This is a genomic window from Streptomyces sp. URMC 123 (assembly GCF_051386515.1).
GTDB lineage: Bacteria > Actinomycetota > Actinomycetes > Streptomycetales > Streptomycetaceae > Streptomyces.
This window is the reverse complement of record NZ_JBPQTV010000119.1, coordinates 1-17,946: the sequence shown is the minus strand read 5'-3', so window position 1 is coordinate 17,946 and position 17,946 is coordinate 1. Positions and strand designations below refer to the sequence as shown.

The 17,946-nt window shown below is 74.0% G+C and carries 16 protein-coding genes and 1 pseudogene; 10 read left to right on the top strand and 7 right to left on the bottom strand.

Features of this window, described 5'->3' with window-relative positions; genetic code table 11:
- Positions 1-334: 334 nt before the first annotated feature.
- From ACSNOD_RS16095 to ACSNOD_RS16085, 3 genes and pseudogenes are all read left to right on the top strand, one after another.
- Positions 335-1,447 (top strand): annotated as a pseudogene (locus ACSNOD_RS16095) (S1C family serine protease); the annotation flags it as partial.
- A gap of 175 nt (positions 1,448-1,622) precedes the next feature.
- Positions 1,623-2,066, top strand: a complete 444-nt coding sequence (locus tag ACSNOD_RS16090) for a sec-independent translocase (RefSeq protein ID WP_436767620.1) — start codon at positions 1,623-1,625, stop codon at positions 2,064-2,066.
- Between the two features lie 120 nt (positions 2,067-2,186).
- Positions 2,187-2,879, top strand: coding sequence for a hypothetical protein (locus ACSNOD_RS16085; RefSeq protein WP_436767619.1), 693 nt, complete (start codon positions 2,187-2,189; stop codon positions 2,877-2,879).
- A gap of 88 nt (positions 2,880-2,967) precedes the next feature.
- Here ACSNOD_RS16085 and ACSNOD_RS16080 read toward each other — a convergent pair whose 3' ends face one another.
- From ACSNOD_RS16080 to ACSNOD_RS16070, 3 genes are all read right to left on the bottom strand, one after another.
- The gene (locus ACSNOD_RS16080) at positions 2,968-4,101 is read right to left on the bottom strand and encodes an Mrp/NBP35 family ATP-binding protein (RefSeq protein WP_436767622.1); all 1,134 of its coding nucleotides are present in this window, start codon (positions 4,099-4,101) and stop codon (positions 2,968-2,970) included.
- Between the two features lie 76 nt (positions 4,102-4,177).
- Positions 4,178-4,876, bottom strand: coding sequence for a DUF1003 domain-containing protein (locus ACSNOD_RS16075; RefSeq protein ID WP_436767618.1), 699 nt, complete (start codon positions 4,874-4,876; stop codon positions 4,178-4,180).
- Positions 4,866-6,176 carry a magnesium transporter MgtE N-terminal domain-containing protein gene (locus ACSNOD_RS16070; RefSeq protein WP_436767617.1) on the bottom strand — a complete coding sequence of 437 codons (1,311 nt, stop codon included), beginning with the start codon at positions 6,174-6,176 and terminating at the stop codon, positions 4,866-4,868. Before ACSNOD_RS16070 ends, ACSNOD_RS16075 begins: the two co-directional genes overlap by 11 nt.
- Positions 6,177-6,367: 191 nt before the next feature.
- Here ACSNOD_RS16070 and ACSNOD_RS16065 point away from each other — a divergent pair, with 191 nt between their 5' ends.
- Positions 6,368-7,150, top strand: a complete 783-nt coding sequence (locus ACSNOD_RS16065) for a hypothetical protein (protein WP_436767616.1) — start codon at positions 6,368-6,370, stop codon at positions 7,148-7,150.
- A 148-nt stretch (positions 7,151-7,298) separates the two neighbouring features.
- On the opposite strand, the gene ACSNOD_RS16060 is transcribed toward ACSNOD_RS16065, so the two are convergent.
- On the bottom strand, positions 7,299-7,817 hold the full coding sequence (locus ACSNOD_RS16060) for a hypothetical protein (RefSeq protein ID WP_436767615.1): 519 nt from the start codon (positions 7,815-7,817) through the stop codon (positions 7,299-7,301).
- A gap of 425 nt (positions 7,818-8,242) precedes the next feature.
- On the opposite strand from ACSNOD_RS16060, the gene ACSNOD_RS16055 reads away from it, so the two are divergent.
- A complete protein-coding gene (locus ACSNOD_RS16055) occupies positions 8,243-9,166 on the top strand; it encodes a DMT family transporter (RefSeq protein ID WP_436767621.1) in 924 nt (307 codons plus the stop codon).
- Here ACSNOD_RS16055 and ACSNOD_RS16050 read toward each other — a convergent pair.
- Positions 9,144-10,256 (bottom strand): magnesium and cobalt transport protein CorA, encoded by a 1,113-nt coding sequence (locus ACSNOD_RS16050; protein ID WP_436767614.1) that lies wholly within the window; start codon positions 10,254-10,256, stop codon positions 9,144-9,146. The genes ACSNOD_RS16055 and ACSNOD_RS16050 overlap by 23 nt on opposite strands.
- 549 nt (positions 10,257-10,805) lie before the next feature.
- Here ACSNOD_RS16050 and ACSNOD_RS16045 point away from each other — a divergent pair.
- From ACSNOD_RS16045 to ACSNOD_RS16030, 4 genes are all read left to right on the top strand, one after another.
- The gene (locus ACSNOD_RS16045; RefSeq protein ID WP_436767613.1) at positions 10,806-11,456 is read left to right on the top strand and encodes a suppressor of fused domain protein; all 651 of its coding nucleotides are present in this window, start codon (positions 10,806-10,808) and stop codon (positions 11,454-11,456) included.
- A 160-nt stretch (positions 11,457-11,616) separates the two neighbouring features.
- The gene (locus ACSNOD_RS16040; protein WP_436767612.1) at positions 11,617-12,255 is read left to right on the top strand and encodes a DUF6758 family protein; all 639 of its coding nucleotides are present in this window, start codon (positions 11,617-11,619) and stop codon (positions 12,253-12,255) included.
- A gap of 272 nt (positions 12,256-12,527) precedes the next feature.
- Positions 12,528-13,415 (top strand): PHP domain-containing protein, encoded by an 888-nt coding sequence (locus ACSNOD_RS16035; RefSeq protein WP_436767611.1) that lies wholly within the window; start codon positions 12,528-12,530, stop codon positions 13,413-13,415.
- Between the two features lie 270 nt (positions 13,416-13,685).
- Positions 13,686-14,291 (top strand): MarC family protein, encoded by a 606-nt coding sequence (locus tag ACSNOD_RS16030; protein WP_436767610.1) that lies wholly within the window; start codon positions 13,686-13,688, stop codon positions 14,289-14,291.
- A gap of 121 nt (positions 14,292-14,412) precedes the next feature.
- Here ACSNOD_RS16030 and ACSNOD_RS16025 read toward each other — a convergent pair whose 3' ends face one another.
- Positions 14,413-14,568 carry a hypothetical protein gene (locus ACSNOD_RS16025; RefSeq protein WP_436767609.1) on the bottom strand — a complete coding sequence of 52 codons (156 nt, stop codon included), beginning with the start codon at positions 14,566-14,568 and terminating at the stop codon, positions 14,413-14,415.
- Positions 14,569-14,771: 203 nt separating this feature from the next.
- On the opposite strand from ACSNOD_RS16025, the gene ACSNOD_RS16020 reads away from it, so the two are divergent.
- Positions 14,772-15,701 carry an NYN domain-containing protein gene (locus ACSNOD_RS16020; protein ID WP_436767608.1) on the top strand — a complete coding sequence of 310 codons (930 nt, stop codon included), beginning with the start codon at positions 14,772-14,774 and terminating at the stop codon, positions 15,699-15,701.
- Between the two features lie 149 nt (positions 15,702-15,850).
- Here ACSNOD_RS16020 and ACSNOD_RS16015 read toward each other — a convergent pair whose 3' ends face one another.
- Entirely contained in the window at positions 15,851-17,749 is a 1,899-nt protein-coding gene (locus ACSNOD_RS16015) for a thiamine pyrophosphate-binding protein (protein ID WP_436767607.1), read from the bottom strand.
- Positions 17,750-17,946 lie beyond the last annotated feature (197 nt).

Genomic DNA, 17,946 nt, shown 5'->3' with positions numbered 1-17,946 from the left:
CCCCACGCATCTGCTGGCGCCGCCCGACCCGGCCCCCCGCCCCACGCTGCTCAAGACCCGCTGAGCCGATGCGCCGCTGGGCCGCTGGGCCGCTGTGCCGCTCCGCGCGGACGCGGTACGGCGGATCGGCCGACTCCACCCTGCGCGGTGTCGGTGTTACCTGGTTGAATCGCTCTCAGGCGGTCGAACCGGGTGGCAGCACCCCGGGCGCGGGCCGTCGAGGTGGCGTTGCCCGCTCCGCGGACGGGCGAACTCTGGGGAGAGCATGGACGAGGGGAAGGCCGCCGGGCCGAGGCCCAAGTGGTGGAGTCGTCCGAGGCGGGGCGGGGTCGGCCGGGGCGCCCTGCTGGCCGGCGCCCTGGTCCTCGCGCTGGTCGCGGGCGGCATCGGCGGCGGCATCGGCGCGTACATCGAGCGCAACGGCGGCATCACCGACGTCGAACTGCCGCAGGCCCCGGCCGGGCCGGGCGACCGCGCGCCGGACAGCGTCGCCGGCATCGCCGCGACCGCGCTCCCCGGCGTCGTCACGCTGCACGTGCGCGGCGCCGGCGAGCAGGGCACCGGCACCGGCTTCGTGCTGGACCGCGAGGGCCACATCCTCACCAACAACCACGTGGTGCGGCCGGGCGGCTCGGGCGGCGGCGGGTCGGCCGAGATATCGGTGACCTTCAGCGGCGGCGAGGTGGCGAGCGCCAAGGTCGTCGGCCGCGACAGCGGCTACGACCTGGCCGTGGTCAAGGTCACCGGCGTGGCCGGGCTGAAGCCGCTGCCGCTCGGCAACTCCGACTCCGTACGGGTCGGGGACCCCGTCGTGGCCATCGGCGCCCCGTACGACCTGGCCAACACCGTGACCTCCGGGATCATCAGCGCCAAGGAGCGGCCGATCACCGCCGGCGGCGACAAGGGCGACGGCAGCGACGTCAGCTATGTGGACGCGCTGCAGACCGACGCCCCCATCAACCCCGGCAACTCCGGCGGCCCCCTGATGGACGCCAAGGGCCGCGTCATCGGCATCAACAGCGCGATCCGGGCCGCGGGCGGCGGCTCGGACCTCGGCGGCGGCCAGGGCGGCAGCATCGGCCTGGGCTTCGCGATCCCGATCAACCAGGGCAAGCGGGTCGCCGAGGAGCTGATCAACACCGGCCGCGCCACCCACCCCGTCATCGGCGTCACCCTGGACATGCGGTTCACGGGCGACGGCGCGCGGGTGAGCGACAAGACCGGCGACACCGCGCCGGTCGTCCCCGGCGGGCCGGGCGACAAGGCCGGCATCCGCTCCGGCGATGTGATCACCAAGGTCGACGGCGCCCGGGTGCACAGCGGCGAGGAGCTGATCGTCAAGGTCCGCAGCCACCGCCCCGGGGACCGGCTCCAACTGACCCTGGAGCGCGACGGCAAGGAGCACACGCTCCCGCTGGTCCTCGGTTCCGAGAGCGGTGACAAGTGATCGACGGTGCGCCCCGTGGCGGCGCCGGGCGGGAGAGCGCGCCCGGCGGGCGCCGGGCGCGGCTCCCGGCGACGGCCGCGAGAGCACCGGGCGCGGCCCCGGGCCGGTACCGCGCACCCCATGCCGCCGGGTACCGTGTGGGTGGTCCGGCAAGGACATCTCAAGGAGCTGCACGGTGTTCAATGACATAGGCGCACTCGAGCTGGTCGCGCTCGTGGTCCTTGCGGTGCTCGTTTTCGGCCCGGACAAGCTGCCGAAGATGATCCAGGACGTCTCGCGGTTCATCCGCAAGGTGCGCGACTTCTCGGAGAACGCCAAGGCCGACATCCGCTCCGAGCTGGGCCCGGATTTCAAGGACTTCGAATTCGAGGACCTCAACCCCAAGACGTTCGTCCGCAAGCGACTGCTGGACAACGACGACCTGGGGCTCAAGGAGATCCGCAACGGCTTCGACCTCCGCAAGGAGATGGCCGAGGTCGCGGACGCCGTGCACGGCCGTGACGGCGACACCGCCGCCGGCCCCGTCCCGGGTGGCTCCCCGGACACCCCCGACCTGCTGCGCAAGCGGGATCGGCCGGCCCCGAACGAGCGTCCGCCGTTCGACTCCGACGCCACCTGATCCACCGTATGTCCGGCCCGCCGCGTGGGTGTGGCTATCCTCCCTTTGTCCGGGGCGAGGTCGCCCGACGGGGGCGGATCGCCCCCCGGGCAACGGGGTAATCGAGGAGGCGCCGCGCAGATGGAGACGACGAGTCGGGTAGGGGCGCAGGGGGCGTCCGGGGTTCCCGGCGCAGCCGACGAGGGCGCCGGAGTCACAGCTCAGGGGGTGCCGGGCGCGAGACGGACGGTCGACGGCTATCTGCTCGCCGCCTTCCCCTGGTACGGGCTGGACGAGGCGTACACCGGTCCGCGCTGGCTGATGCAGGTGGGCTCGGCGGCCGACGGCACGGTGGAACACGGTTCCACCGGCCACGGCGAGGAGCCGACGTTCCGGGGCGAGACCGACCAGGGCGGACAGCGGTTCGCGGTCGTGGTGACGGTGGCCCGCCGGCCGGTGCGCCGCAGCGCCGACGGCACGGGCACGCTGGAGGCCACCTCGGTCTCCTCCGCCGCCTGGCTGGCCGGGTCCGGACTGCTGTCGTGCACCTGGCCCTCGCAGATGGAGCGGGCGCTGCGGGACGACTGGCTGGAGCAGCAGACCGCCATCGCCTGGGAACTGGCGGACGACCTGGACGGCCACGACTGGTCCATGCTGTCGCTGCCGGTGGACGGCGTGCCCACGCCGTTCCACTACCGCGAGTCGGAGTACGGCTGGGTGCTGGCGGGCTCGGCCCAGCAGGGCGTGCACCTGGGCGCCTACGGGCGCGGCATGAGCGCGTACGGGCTCGGCTTCTCGGTGGTCAAGGACATCACCGTCTACGACGCCAAGTGAGCCGCCGCCGCGCCTCGGACGCGCGGCGGCGGTGAACCGTCACGGCGGCGGTGAACCGGTCATCCGGCGGGGCTCGGAACGGCGAGGCTCAGAACTTATTGCGCGGGGTGATGCCCAGCGACATGCCGGCCAGCCCGCGCTGGCGGCCGCCCAGCTTGCCCGCGATGGCCCGCAGCGCGCTGCCGGCCGGGGAGTCGGGGTCGGTGAGCACCACCGGCTTCCCCTCGTCGCCGCCCTCGCGCAGCCGCACGTCGATCGGGATCGACCCCAGCACCGGCACCGTGGCGCCGGTCGTCCGCGTCAGCCCCTCGGCGACCCGCGCGCCGCCGCCCGTGCCGAAGACGTCCACCATCTCGTCGCAGTGCGGGCAGGGCAGCCCGGCCATGTTCTCCACCACGCCGACGATCTTCTGGTGGGTCTGCACGGCGATGGAGCCGGCGCGCTCGGCCACCTCGGCCGCGGCCTGCTGAGGGGTCGTCACCACGAGGATCTCGGCGTTCGGCACCAACTGGGCCACGGAGATCGCGATGTCGCCGGTGCCCGGCGGCAGGTCCAGGAGCAGCACGTCGAGGTCGCCCCAGTAGACGTCCGCGAGGAACTGCTGGAGCGCGCGGTGCAGCATCGGGCCGCGCCAGACCACGGGCGCGTTGCCCGGGGTGAACATGCCGATGGAGATGACCTTCACGCCGTTCGCCGACGGCGGCATGATCATGTTCTCGACCTGGGTGGGCCGCCCGTCGGCGCCCAGCATGCGGGGCACGGAGTGGCCGTAGATGTCGGCGTCCACGACGCCGACCTTCAGCCCGTCCGCCGCCATGGCCGCGGCGAGGTTGACGGTGACCGACGACTTGCCGACGCCGCCCTTGCCGGAGGCGACCGCGTACACCCGGGTCAGCGACCCCGGCTTGGCGAAGGGCACCTCGCGCTCGGCCTGGCCGCCGCGGAGCGCCGCCGCCAGCTCGCGCCGCTGCTCGTCGCTCATCACATCGAGCTCGACCGTCACCCGGGTCACTCCGGCCACCCGGGAGACCGCCTCGGTCACCTCGCGGGTGATGGTGTCCCGCAGCGGGCAGCCGGAGACCGTCAGGTAGACCGCGACCGCGACCGCGCCGTCCGCCGCGATCTCCACCGATTTGACCATGCCCAGTTCGGTGATGGGACGGTGGATCTCCGGATCGTTCACCGTCGCGAGCGCGGCGTGGACCGCCTCTTCGGCGGGCACTGCGTCTCGGGTGTCGGTCGTGTCGCTAGCCATGCCCCGATGGTACGGCGCCCCACCGGCCCCTCCGAAAGGGCCGTCAGCGGTCGCGTTCCTCACGCCGCCGGGCGCCCTCGGCCGGGAATACCCGCGGTTCCTCGCCGTCCCCCAGCTCGTGGACCAGATCCTTGGCCAGTACCTGCAGCTCCGAGCGCAGCCAGTCGCGGGTGGCCACCTCGCCCTGGCCCAGCCGCAGCGCCGCCACCTCCCGGGTCAGATACTCCGTGGCGGCGATGTTCAGCTCGTGGCGGGCCCGGTCCTGCTCCAGGTTCACCCGGTCCCGGTCGGCCTGCCGGTTCTGCGCCAGCAGGATCAGCGGCGCGGCGTAGGAGGCCTGCAGCGACAGCGCCAGGGTGAGGAAGATGAACGGGTACTCGTCGAAGCGCAGCCGCTCGGGCGCGGTGATGTTCCACAGCACCCACAGCACGATGACGCCCGACATCCAGACGATGAAGCGCCCGGTGCCCAGGAAGCGGGCGATGCGCTCGGAGAGGCGGCCGAACGCGTCCGGGTCGTAGCCGGTCAGCAGGCCGCGCCGGGCGGACCGCGGCTGGTCCAGCCGCGCGATCCGGCGGTGCTCGGCCCGCTCGCGCTCCGCCCGCTCCCGTTCGGCCCGCTCGCGCTCCACGCGCTCCCGCTCCCCGTGCCCGCGCTCGGCCCGCTCCCGGTCCCGGCGCTCCCGCGCGGCCCGCAGCTGCTCCCGGGCCGCCCGGACGCGCTCCCGGCGCTCACCGGCCATTGGGCCCCTCCCAACGGCCTCGGGCGGCCCCCGGGTCGTACGCCGGGACGACCTCGTGCTCCGCCGAGTCGCGCCAGTCGTCCGGCAGCAGGTGGTCGAGCACGTCGTCCACGGTCACCGCCCCCAGCAGCCGGCCCGCCTCGTCCACGATGGGCGCGGCCACCATGTTGTACGCGGCGAGATAGCCGGTCAGGGCGGGCAGCGGGGTGGCCGGCGGCAGCGGCCGCAGATCGCTGTCGACGATCGAGCCCACCAGGGTGAAGGGCGGGTCGCGCAGCAGCCGCTGGAAGTGCACCACGCCCAGGTACTGGCCGGTGGGCGTCTGGTCCGGCGGCCGGCACACGTACACCTGGGCGGCGAGCGCGGGGGAGAGGTCGGGGTCGCGGACCCGGGCCAGCGCGTCGGCCACGGTGGCGTCCGGCCGCAGCACGATCGGCTCGGTCGTCATCATGCCGCCGGCCGTGCTCTCCTCGTACGACAGCAGCCGCCGCACCGACGCGGCGTCCTGCGGCTGCATCAGCCCCAGCAGCCGCTCCTGGTCGTCCTCGGGCAGCTCCGAGAGCAGATCGGCCGCGTCGTCGGGGTCCATGGCCTCCAGGACGTCCGCGGCGCGCTCCTCCTGCAGCTTGCCGAGGATCTCCACCTGGTCGTCCTCGGGCAGCTCCTCCAGCACATCGGCGAGCCGGGCGTCGTCGAGCGCGGCGGCGACCTCCAGCCGGCGCTTGGGGGAGAGGTGGTGCAGCACGTTCGCCAGATCGGCGGGGCGCAGCTGTTCGAAGGTGGCCAGCAGATTGGCCGCCCCCTGCCCCTGCTCCTCCACCGAGAAGCCGGTGACCGCCGACCACTCCACGGTCAGGGTCTGGCCTCGCCGCCGCAGCGGGCCGCCCTTGCCCCGGCGTACGAACACCTTGTCGATGAACCAGTCGCGGCGGGCGGGCACCTGGGTGATCGACACATCGAGGACGGTCACCTCCTCGCCGCTCTCCACCAGGCGCACCCGCCGGTCCAGCAGCTCCCCCAGGACGAGGGTCTCGGTCGGGCGCTGTTCGAAGCGGCGCAGATTCACCACCCCGGTGGTGATGACCTGGCCCGACTCCACCCCGGAGACCCGGGTGACGGGCAGGAAGATCCGGTGCCGGCTGACCACCTCGACGACCATGCCCAGCACGCGCGGCGGCCGGCCCCCCACCCGAAGGGTGACAACGAGGTCACGCACCCGCCCCACGGGGTCCCCGTTGGGGTCGAAGACCGTGACCCCGGAGAGGTGGGAGACGAATACCCGGGGCGCGCCCGCCACCATGCCGCGCGCCTCCCTTTAGTCGTACAAATCGGTCGATAACGGGTTCAGGCTAGCGTGCCCGGGTCCGCCCCGCCGCCGTGGAGTGGTACGGACGGCTCCCTTCCGGACCGGTGGGAGCGCACGGGTACGCTGCGATTCCGCCGAGAGCCGGCCGTGTTCCGGCAGCCGCATTCCAGGAGGCATGAGCAGACGTGACCGCTTTCCCGAGGGGGGCCGCGCCCGGACGTCCGGCGGGCCGCGACCGCGCGCGAACCGCCGCCGTGGTGGGGGCCGTGTGCGCCGGACTGACCGCGGCGCTCGCCGGGTGCGCGGGCGAGGACCCGGACGCCGGGACGAACGGCGTCGGCAAGCTCCCCGCCACCCAGATCCAGGGCAAGGCGCGGGAGGCCGCCGTGGGCGCGGGCGCCGTACGGCTGTCGGGCAGCGTGGTCACCAAGGGGCGGACGTACAAGCTCGACATGCGGCTCAAGCAGGGCGGCGGCACGGGGCAGCTCTCCACCAACGACAGCACGTTCGAACTGCTGCGCGTCGGCAACGACCTCTACCTCAAGGCCGACGCCGCCTTCTGGGCGCGCCAGGAGAAGAACGGCGAGCCGGGCAGGCCCGACAACCAGGCGGCCAGCAAGCTCGACGACAAGTACGTCAAGGTGCCCAGCGGCGACCCCGCGTACAAGCAGCTCAGCGGCTTCACCGAGAAGAACCTGCTGCTCGACGGGCTGCTCGGGCTGCCCGGCGAGCTCGCCACCGGCGAGCGGGGCACGGTCGGCGCCACCCGGACGATCCGGATCACCGGCGGCAACGGCGAGGGCGGGTCCCTCGACGTCTCCCTGGAGGGCGCGCCGTACCCGCTGCGGCTGGAGCGCGCGGGCGGCGCGGGGGTGCTCGAACTCGCGGACTGGAACCAGGACTTCGAGCTCAAGGCGCCGGGCAAGGACCAGATCGTGGACTACGGGCGGCAGATCTCGGCGGCGTGACCGGCGCGCCCCGGGCGATCGTGTGCGGCGGTCGTGGGGCGGTCGTGGGGCGTACGCGGGTGGCGGGTGCCGGGCCGGCTGTGCGCGGGTGGCGGGGCGCGCGTGACCGGCGGGGCGCGTACGGGTGGGGGCTCCGGCGCGCGGTGATTCAGCCGCGCCGGCGGCCGCGGCGCAGCAGCTTGGGCAGCGCGGCGGGGATCGGCCGCCGGGTGGTCGCCGGGGTGGGCAGCGGCGGCTCGGCCAGCGAGCCGTCCGGCAGCGCCGAGGTCTCGCCCAGCGGCTCCAGCCGCAGCACCCGGCACTCGCGGGCCCAGCGCTCGGTGACGTGTTCCGCGTCCGTGGAGTTCAGCCGCTTCGCCTTCAGCTCGCCCACGGCCTCGGTCCACGCCTCGCCGCCCGGGGCGAGCTCGCTCACCCGCGCCGTCCAGGCGACCAGCCGGCCCCCCTTGTCCTTGCTGCGCACGGAGACGGTGGCGGTGGCGCCCTCGCGCAGGCCGAGGTCGGCCAGCGGCTGCTCGACGGGGCCGTCCCCGAGCAGGCAGACCGCGCCCTCGTGCCAGACGTGCCAGAGGGCGCGGGCGGGGCCTTCGGGGCCGCGCACCCAGATGAGACCGGACTTCTTCGTCGCTTCCTCGATGAGCGCGCGGTCCAGGAGCGTCTGCGTCATGGGCACACCCTATGCGGCGGGCGCGTGCGGTACGGCGGCACGCTCCCCTCACGCCGCCCGCGAGCGCGGCGGAACGCGGGGAGAGACGCGCGGCGAAACGCGGGGAAAACGCGGGGGAAACGCCGGGAAGGGGAGCCGTGCGTTTCGGTGGCCGCGCCTCCCCGGCCCGGCCGCCCCGAGTGACAGTTCCAAAGCACGCCGACACCCCTTACGCTGATCGTGCGAGGCCGTGGTCACCCCTTCGGCGGACCCCCGCGGTCCGCGTGCCCGCCGACCGCCCGCCGAGCCCGTATCGAGGACCCGTGCCCACGCCTCCCGCCGAGCCGACCGCCGCCGCGACCACCCCCGAGGCCGCCCCCACGGCGGCCGCGACCACGGCCGCCGCGCCCCTCGCGACCACGGCCGAGACCGCCGCCACCGCGCCCATCGCGACCGCCCCCGCCGGCGGGAACCGCCTCGACTTCCTCCTGCTCGCCGTCGCGATCGCCGCGGTCTCGCTGTCCGCGCCGCTGATCGCCGCGACCGCCGCCCCGGCGCTCGCCATCGCCTTCTGGCGCAACGCCATGGCGGTCGGCGCCCTCAGCCCGTTCGTCCTGCTGCGCCGGCGCACCCGCGCCGAGCTGCTGGGCATGGGCCGCCGCTCGCTGCTGCTGTCCGGCGCGGCGGGCGCCATGCTCGCGCTGCACTTCGGGCTGTGGCTGCCCAGCCTCCACATGACCTCGGTCGCCTCGTCGACCGCGCTGTGCACCACCACCCCGATCTGGACCACCCTGCTGTTGCGGCTGCGCGGCCACCGCCCGCCCGCCCTCGTCTGGGCCGGCACTGCGCTCGCCTTCCTCGGGGTGCTGCTGCTGAGCGGCGTGGACCTGTCGCTGTCACCGCGCGCGCTGGCCGGCGACGCGCTGGCGCTCGCCGCCGGCATGGCGGCCGCGGGTTATGTGCTGCTCGGCGCCGAGGTGCGGCGCTCGGTGGGCACCGCGGCGTACACCTACGTCTGTTACACCACGACCGCCGCGCTGCTGCTGGTGGCCTGCCTGGTCGCGGGCGCGAACATGGGCGGCCTGTTCGGTGGCGAGGGCTACGGCACCGGGACGTGGCTGAAGCTGATCGCGCTGACCGCCACCGCGCAGCTGCTGGGGCACACCCTGCTGAACCGGGTGGTGCACGGCCTGGGCCCGTCGGTGACCTCGACCGCGATCCTGCTGGAGACGCCGGGCGCCGCCCTTATAGCCGCCCTCTGGCTGGGCCAGACGCCGCCCGTCGTCGCCTACCCCGCGCTCGCCGTGATCCTGGCCGGGCTGGTCCTGGTGATCCTCGCCGACCGGATCAGAGCCAGCCGTTCCGCTTGAAGCCCCGGTGGATCGAGTAGCAGATCGTGACGATCACCGTCATCACCATCGGGTAGCCGTACTCCCAGTGCAGCTCCGGCATGTGGTCGAAGTTCATGCCGTACACCCCGCAGATCATGGTCGGCACGGCGATGATCGCCGCCCATGCGGTGATCTTCCGCATGTCCTCGTTCTGGGCGACGGTCGCCTGGGCGAGGTTGGCCTGGAGGATGGAGTTGAGCAGGTCGTCGAAGCCGATCACCTGCTCGTTGACGCGCGCCAGGTGGTCCGCGACGTCCCGGAAGTACTTCTGGATGTCCGGGTCGACCAGCCGCATGGGCCGCTCGCTCAGCAGCTGCATCGGCCGCAGCAGCGGGGAGACCGCCCGCTTGAACTCCAGCACCTCCCGCTTCAGCTGGTAGATCCGCCCGGCGTCGCCGCCCCGGGAGCTGCCGCCGCCCGGCCCGGAGCTGAAGACGTCGATCTCCACCTCGTCTATGTCGTCCTGCACCGCGTCCGCCACCGCGATGTAGCCGTCGACCACCTGGTCCGCGATCGCGTGCAGCACCGCCGACGGCCCCTTCGCCAGCAGCTCCGGGTCGTCCTCCAGCCGGTGCCGCAGGGCCCGCAGCGAGCCCTGGCCGCCGTGCCGCACGGTGATCACGAAGTCCCGGCCCGTGAAGCACATCACCTCGCCGGTCTCCACGACCTCGCTGGTCGCCGTGAGCTCGGCGTGCTCCACATAGTGGATCGTCTTGAAGACGGTGAACAGCGTGTCGTCGTAGCGCTCCAGCTTGGGCCGCTGGTGCGCGTGGACCGCGTCCTCCACCGCCAGCGGGTGCAGCCCGAACTCCTCGGCCATGTCCGCGAATTCGTCCTCGTTCGGCTCGTGCATCCCGATCCAGACGAAGCCGCCGTCGGCGCGCACCCGCCGCATGGCCTCGGCCGGGCCGAGCTCGTCCCGGACCCGGCGGCCCTCGTGGTAGACGGCGCAGTCCACCACGGAACTGGCGGTCCGGGCCTGTTCGACGGCGCGGTGGCCGAAGCCGGTGGGGTGTCCGCGCCGCAGGGCGGGGCGGACGACTGCGCGCAGGTCACGGATCATCGACATGGCGGGCTCCTTCGCGGGCCGGCCGTCGGCCGTGGCGCGTCGCGCACGCGGGCACGGATGTACGGCGGGTACATCCGCACGGCACGGCGGGCGCGGTGCTGCCACGGGGACGGCGTGGACGGCGTATCGCTGAGACACGGATCAGACGAGACGACGCTCTTCCGCTGTGCGCCGCGGTGGCCGGGCGACCCCGAAGGAGCCACCGCCATCGCGTTGCGGTCGGGCCGCGAAGAACATCCCGGAACGTCACGGTTTCACCGCGGAGCGGTGGGGTACTGACGGTTCAGTTCGCCGGGAACGGGCGCCGCACGGAAGAGCTGTTGGTACTGCACGGTCGACTAGGGTCCACCGCAGCCCCACCTCCTCCGGCCGGTCCCCCGTGGGGGAAGTACCGTTCGCGGCGCGTGAATTCGCGCCGCGAGAATGCCTGTCGGCCGGGCTCGAAAGCTGTGCTCCGCACGCCGCCCTGGCCAGCGGCCAAGACTATCAGCCGACAGATGCTTCCCCGCGACTGCTTTGCCCGTTCTCTACGCGTTCTATGCTCACCGCATGTCAGATGCGTCAGAGATCCTCGAGTTGGTCGAGGCCCGGCTCCGCACGTCACTGGGGGAGCCGGACGCCCGCGCGGCGGTGACCTTCCTGGGCACGGACCGCATCGAGGTCCTGCGCTTCGTCGACGGCGACGTGGTGCGCTACGCCACCCTGGGCATGTCCGCGCACCCGATGGCCGACCCCACCGGCGGCGCGTCCGCCGGCGCCGCCACGGCGGGCGCCGGCCTCGCCGCGCCCTTCTCGGTGTCCCTGGCCGACCCCGTGCGCGGGCCGCGCGCCGAACTGCTGCTGTCGGTGCGGGCCGGGCGGGCCGACACCGACAAGGTGCTGCGCGCCCTCGCCGTGCTCGCGGCCTCCCCCCAGGTGGAGGGGCTGGTCGTGGCGCCGGGCGCCTCCCTGGACCTCGGCGAGCCGCTCTGGCCGGGCGCGCCGTTCACCTCCGTCCTGGTCGCCGAGTCCGGCGGGCTGGTGCCGGACCTGGAGCTCGACCCCCCGATGGACCCCGTCCGCTTCCTCCCGCTGCTCCCGATGACCGCGAACGAGGCGGCGTGGAAGCGGGTGCACGGCGCCGGCGCGCTCCAGGAGCGCTGGCTGGCGCGCGGCACCGACCTGAGGGACCCGCTGCGCTCCGGGGTGGCCCTCGACTGAGCGCCCCGCGGCCCCCGCCCGGCGCGCGCGCCGTCCCGCGCCGGTCGCCCGTACGGGTGGCCGGGTCCGCCCCGGGGTGTTCGGGCCGGTCGCGCCGGGCAGGCTCCGGACGGGTGATCGTCCTTGACGCGAGCGCGACCGGGGAGGACCGTGGGGCCCTATGAGGGGCGAACCCAGTTGCCCGAAGTGCGGTGGCCGGGTCCGGGCGCCCGGTCTCTTCGCCGACTCCTGGCAGTGCGGTGTGCACGGCGCCGTGCATCCCTTGCAGCCGGTCATACCGCCGAGCGTCGAGGCGCTCGGCGTCGTTGTGAACCGTGCCCGCGTGCCCGTGTGGATGCCCTGGCCCCTGCCCGTCGGCTGGCTGTTCACCGGGGTCGCCTTCGCCGGTGACGACCGCACCGGCGGCCGGGCGACCGCCGTGGCCTGCTCGGGCCCGGCGCCCCTCGGCGGCGCGGGAGAGCTGCTGCTGGTGGCGGAGGAGCTGGGCGTCGGTCTCGGCGCGCGCTACGCCGGCATCCCCGGGCCCGACCCCGGGCCGCAGATGTGCGTGGACCAGCACCCGCACGCGAAGGTGCTCGCCGCGGGGCGGCCCACCCCCCTCTGGCATGTCGGCGGCGTCCCCGAGGACCGCGCCGTGTTCGCGGGCGAGGCGCGGGGCCTGTGGCTGTGGGCGGTCGTCTGGCCCGAGCAGTCGGGGCTGCTGATGTACGACGAGCTGGTGCTCACGGATCTGCGCGACGCCGGCGCCGAGGTGGAGCTGCTTCCCTGCGGGGCGCTCTCCCCGCGGCTGCTCTCCTGACGGCCGCTCTCCCGAGCCGGCGGGGCGGCGCGCCCGTACGGCGGCGGGCCGGTGTCCTCGTACGGCGGCGGGTGGCGCGCCCGTACGGTCGTGGCCCGGCTCGCGCTCGTACGGCGGCGGACGGCGCGCCGTACGGCCGTGGGCCGGTGACCGTGTGAGGCGTAAGGCCCGCGGGCTGGTGTGTCCATGACGCGGACGGCGGCGGGGCGGCGCCGGCGGCCCGGTTATCCTGAACTGTCCCCCGACCGTCTTCGCAGCTGGGAGCCTGTGCCGTGCGCATCGACCTGCACACCCACTCCACTGCTTCCGACGGTACGGACACCCCCGCCGAGCTGGTGCGCAACGCCGCCGCGGCCGGGCTCGACGTCGTCGCGCTCACCGACCACGACACGGTCGCCGGCCATGCCGCCGCCGCGGCCGCCCTGCCCGCGGGGCTGACCCTGGTGACCGGCGCCGAGCTCTCCTGCCGACTGAACGGCGTGAGCCTGCACCTGCTGGCCTATCTCTTCGACCCGGACGAGCCGGAGTTCGCCGCGGCGCGCGAGCTGGTGCGCGACGACCGCGTGCCGCGCGCCCGCGCCATGGTCGGCAAGCTGCGCGAGCTGGGCGTCCCGGTGACCTGGGAGCACGTAGCGCGGATCGCGGGCGTTCCGGCCGGCGCCGGGCAGTCGGCGCCCGGCGGCGTGGCCGTGGGCCGCCCGCACGTCGCGGCCGCGCTGGTGGAGCTGGGCGTCGTGGACAGCGTGTCCGACGCCTTCACCGAGGACTGGCTGGCCAATGGCGGCCGCGCCCATGTCGAGAAGCACGAGCTCAACCCCTTCGACGCGATTCGCCTGGTCAAGGCCGCGGGCGGGGTGACGGTGTTCGCCCACCCGCTGGCGGAGAAACGCGGCGTGTGCGTGCCCGAGAGCGCGATAGCCGAGATGGCCGCCGCCGGTCTGGACGGCGTCGAGGTCGACCACATGGACCACGACCCGGCCACCCGGGCGCGGCTGCGCGGACTGGCCGCCGAGCACGGGCTGCTCACCACCGGCTCCAGCGACTACCACGGCAGCCGCAAGAGCTGTCGCCTCGGCGAGTACACCACCGATCCGGAGATCTACGGCGAGATCGTGCGCCGGGCCACCGGCGCCTTCCCGGTGCCGGGAGCCGGCGGATAGGCCCACGCGCCCCCGGCGCCGTCCCTTCTCCGCTTGTTCGGCGATCTCGGCGATCTCGGCGTTCTCGGGGTCTCGGGGTTGCTCCCGTTCCCTCCCGTCCCGTTCCGCCCGTCGCGGCCACCGGTTCCGCCGCGCGGCCGCCCGCGCGCCCCGGCACCGGCCGACGCGCACAGCGCACCGCGCGCCGCGTGCGCGTTGTGCCGCGTCCGCGCGCGTCCCCCCACGCCCCTGCCCCTGTCACCGCACTACACACCGCAAGGCCACATCACCGTGTTCGACATCGCTGTCTTCGGCTCGCTCTTCGTCACGCTCTTCGTGATCATGGACCCGCCGGGCATCACACCCATCTTCCTCGCGCTCACCTCGGGGCGCCCGGCCAAGATCCAGCGCCGGATGGCCTGGCAGGCCACGGCCGTGGCCTTCGGCGTCATCGCCGTCTTCGGCATCTGCGGCCAGCAGATCCTCGACTATCTGCACGTCTCCGTGCCCGCGCTGATGATCGCCGGCGGTCTGCTGCTCCTGCTGATCGCGCTGGACCTGCTGACCGGCAAGTCGGAGGAGCCCACGCAGACCAAGGACGTCAATGTGGCGCTGGTGCCGCTGGGCATGCCGCTGCTGGCCGGGCCGGGCGCAATCGTCTCGGTGATCCTCGCGGTGCAGCACGCCGACGGCATCTCCGGGCAGATCTCGGTGTGGTCCGCCATCCTGGCGATGCACGTCGTGCTGTGGCTGACCATGCGCTACTCGCTGCTGATCATCCGGGTGATCAAGGACGGCGGCGTGGTGCTGGTGACCCGGCTCGCGGGCATGATGCTCTCGGCCCTCGCCGTGCAGCAGATCATCAACGGCGTGCTCCAGGTGATCGAGAAGGCCTGACGCTCCGGCCGGCCCGCCCGCCCCGTACGCACAGCGCCCCCCGTACGCAGGACGTATGGGGGGCGCTGCACGCGCGGGGATCGCGCGGGGAATCACCGCGCCGGGGCGGTTTCCGGGCGGCTCACTGCGCCGCCGGGAGCTCCGCCGGGCGAATGTAGATGCGCTGGCCGATCGCGGCGGCCTGTTGCACGATGCGGTTGACGGAGGCGGCGTCCACAACGGTGCTGTCCACGGCGATGCCGTCGATGTCGTCGAGGCGCATGATCTCGAAGCGCATGGGCTTCTCCCTTCGTCGGTCCTCCAGAGGAGTGCTGCCGCGGGCCGCCATGGGGTGGCCCGCGTTCACAGGGTTCAACGTGATGCCCTATGCAATCATTCCCTACGCTAACGAAAATTTTCGACATGTTAAATACAGGTTGCGGGAGGTTGCTGGAGGACGGCTTGTGCGGCTCCGGCAGGCAACCGGAGAATGAGGCTCGTATGAACGACGTACCGGCCCCAGGCCCTCCCGACCTCGCCTCCCTCGCCGCCGGCATCGAGCGCACCAATGAGTTGCTCGAGAGGGTGCTCGCCGAGGTCGCGACCACGCCCTCGACCCACGCGATCTTCGTGGACGCCGGCTACGTCTACGCCGCCGCGGGCCGGCTGGTGACCGGGACCGAGGACCGCCGCACCTTCGAGCTCGACGCCGAGGGGCTGATCGAGGCCTTCATCGACCGGGCCCGCATGATCTTCCCGGACAGCCGGCTGCTGCGGGTGTACTGGTACGACGGGGCCCGGCGCCGCATCCACACCGCCGAACAGCAGCGCATCGCCGAACTGCCGGACGTCAAGGTCCGGCTCGGCAACCTCAACGCCAACAACCAGCAGAAGGGCGTCGACTCCCTCATCCGCGGCGACCTGGAGTCGCTCGCCCGCCACCGCGCCATCAGCGACGCGGTCCTCATCGGCGGCGACGAGGACCTCGTCTCGGCGGTCGAGGCCGCCCAGGGGTACGGGGCGCGGGTCCACCTGTGGGGCATCGAGGCCTGTGAGGGACGCAACCAGGCGGACCCGCTGCTGTGGGAGGTCGACAGCCAGCGCACCTTCGACCTGGACTTCTGCAAGCCGTACGTCACCCGGCGGCCCGTCGGGTACGAGCCGGTCGGCGAGGCCGTGGGCTTCACGCCTCCGCCCAGCCGGGAGGACGTCCGCTTCGTCGGCGCACGGATCGCGGCCCTGTGGCTCGTGGCCCGGGGGCGCGACTCCCTGGCGGACCTGCTGCCCGGCCACCCCTATCTGCCGGGCTCGATCGACCAGGAGCTGCTGGTCGAGGCGGAGGGCATCCTCCAGCACTCCCTGCGCGGCCACGGCGATCTGCGCCGGGCCCTGCGCGACGGCTTCTGGGAACACCTTCAGGCGCAGTACTGAGCGCCTCGCTCAGTACGGGGCGCGGGGCGGCGCGGCGCGGGGCTTCCGTACGGGCCGCACCCCCGATTCGTACGGGCGCGGCGTCCGCGTGCCGGGCCGCCGCGCCCGCCGTGCCCGCCGGGGGCTCACCGAGTCACCCGCTCACCGGCTCACAGGCCGCCCCGCTCGCCGAAGGACGCCCGCAGGATGTCCATGCGGTTGCCCAGCGCCCAGGGCACGTCCTCCGCGTCCACCCGGACGTCGATCAGGAACGGGCCGGACGCCCCGAGCGCGCTCTCCACCGCGCGGTCCAGCTCCGGCAGCTCCGTGACCGTCGCCGACCGCGCCCCCAGCCCGCGGGCCACCGCCGCCAGGTCGAGCGCCGTACCAAAGAGCGCGTCGTGCGAGCGGCCGAAAAGATTCATCTGGATGTTGTGCACCATGGCGTGGCCGCCGTTGTTGAGCACGACGAACACCACCGGCACCTCGTACTCGACCGCCGTGTGCACCTCCATCCCGGTCATCGCGAAGGCCGCGTCCCCCACCAGCGCGACCACCGGCCGGTCGGGCGCGGCGAGCTTGCCCCCGATGGCCGCCGGCGCCGCGTACCCCATGCTGGCGACGTTGAAGGACAGGAACACATCGCGCCCGGACCCCGCGGTGAAGCACTCCCCGACCCAGCTCAGCGCGTTGCCGTTGTCCACGAACAGCGCGGTGTCGTCGGGCAGCAGCGCGCTCAGCCGGTCGACGACCTCGGGGGCGCGCAGCGAGGGCGCGCCGCCGGGGAACCGCGTACCGGGAGAGCCGAGCGGGGCGAGCGGCGGCTCGGCGGAGGGGAGCGGGCCGGGCAGCGCGTCGGAGCCTTGCCGGGGCGCGGCCGGACGCGGAAGGGACGCGGCCGGGCGCGGACGGGGGACGACGGGCCGGGCGGCCCCGGGCCGGCTCCCCTCGGGGCCCGGGCCGGAGGTCCGCCCGACGACCCGCAGATCCGGGTCGTCGTCAATGTCCGCCGCGGCCCCCGCGCCCGCCGTGTCCGCCCGCCGCTCGGCGATCCGCATCCGCTCCAGCAGCGTGTCGACGACATCCGCGGCGTCCCCGGTGATGCCGAGGTCCACCCGATGGCACTTGCCGATCTGGGTCGCTTCGATGTCGATCTGACACACCTTGCGGCCCCGGACCAGCGCCGGGGTCCAGGCGTCGCTCGCCACCTCGCCGAGCGAGCTGCCCAGCACCACCAGCAGGTCCACGTCCTCGGCCAGTACGGCCGCCCGCGCCGCGGGAATGCCGCCGAAGCCGAAGACGCCCAGCGCCAAAGAGTGCTCCTCCGGGAAGACGCTCTTGCCCTTCAGCGTGGTGGCGACCGGGACGGACAGCGCCTCCGCCAGCCGCAGCAGACCCGCGTGCGCGCCCGCCAGCTTCGCCCCCTGGCCGGCCAGCAGCACCGGCCGGCGGGCGGTGCGCAGCCAGTCCAGCAGCCGGTCCACCGACACCGGGTCGGGCGCCGGCGCCAGCCGCATCGGCTGCGGCCCCGGGTCCTCCGCCGTCACCTCCGCGCTCATGAAGTCCGCCGGCACATTGAGGTGCACGGCGCCCGGCCGGCCGTTCAGCGCCGTTCTGATGGCGTGCCGGGTCAGCCGGCCGGTCTCCTGGGGAGCGGGCAGGCCGGCGGAGAGCTTGGTCGCCGAGCGGTACATCGACACCAGGTCCAGGCTCCAGTTACCGCCGCTGCTGTCCTGGATGGGCTCGCGCCCCACCGCCGTGGTCGGCACCTGCGCCGTGATGGCCAGCAGCGGCACGGAGTCGGAGGTGGCGCTGGCGACGCCGGTGAGCGCGTTGGTGGCGCCCGGCGCGGTGGTCGCGCAGACCACGCCCATCCGCCGGCCGAGCTGGGCGTACCCCAACGCCATGAACGCCGCGCCGGCCTCGTGCTTGGCCAGGACGGAACAGGGGGTCTTGCTGATGGACAGGGCGTCGACGAAGGACAGCAGGGGTCCCCCCGGCACGCCGAACACATGTGTGGCGCCGGTGCGGGAGATCTCCGTGAGGAGGATGTCGGCGACGGTGGGCATGGAGCACCTCACAGGTACGAATGGTGTGCCGCACTTACCCGACGTGCACGGCGCCAACCGGCGCGCGCCCCGGCGCGGTTCGCCGCCGGGGCACGGCGGACCGGCGCGGGCGCCGTGACGTGGGGCGAGACGGCGGAGAGGGGCGCCCACGGGCCGTTCCCGGCATCGGAGTGCGGGCGGGCGCGACGGGTGCGACG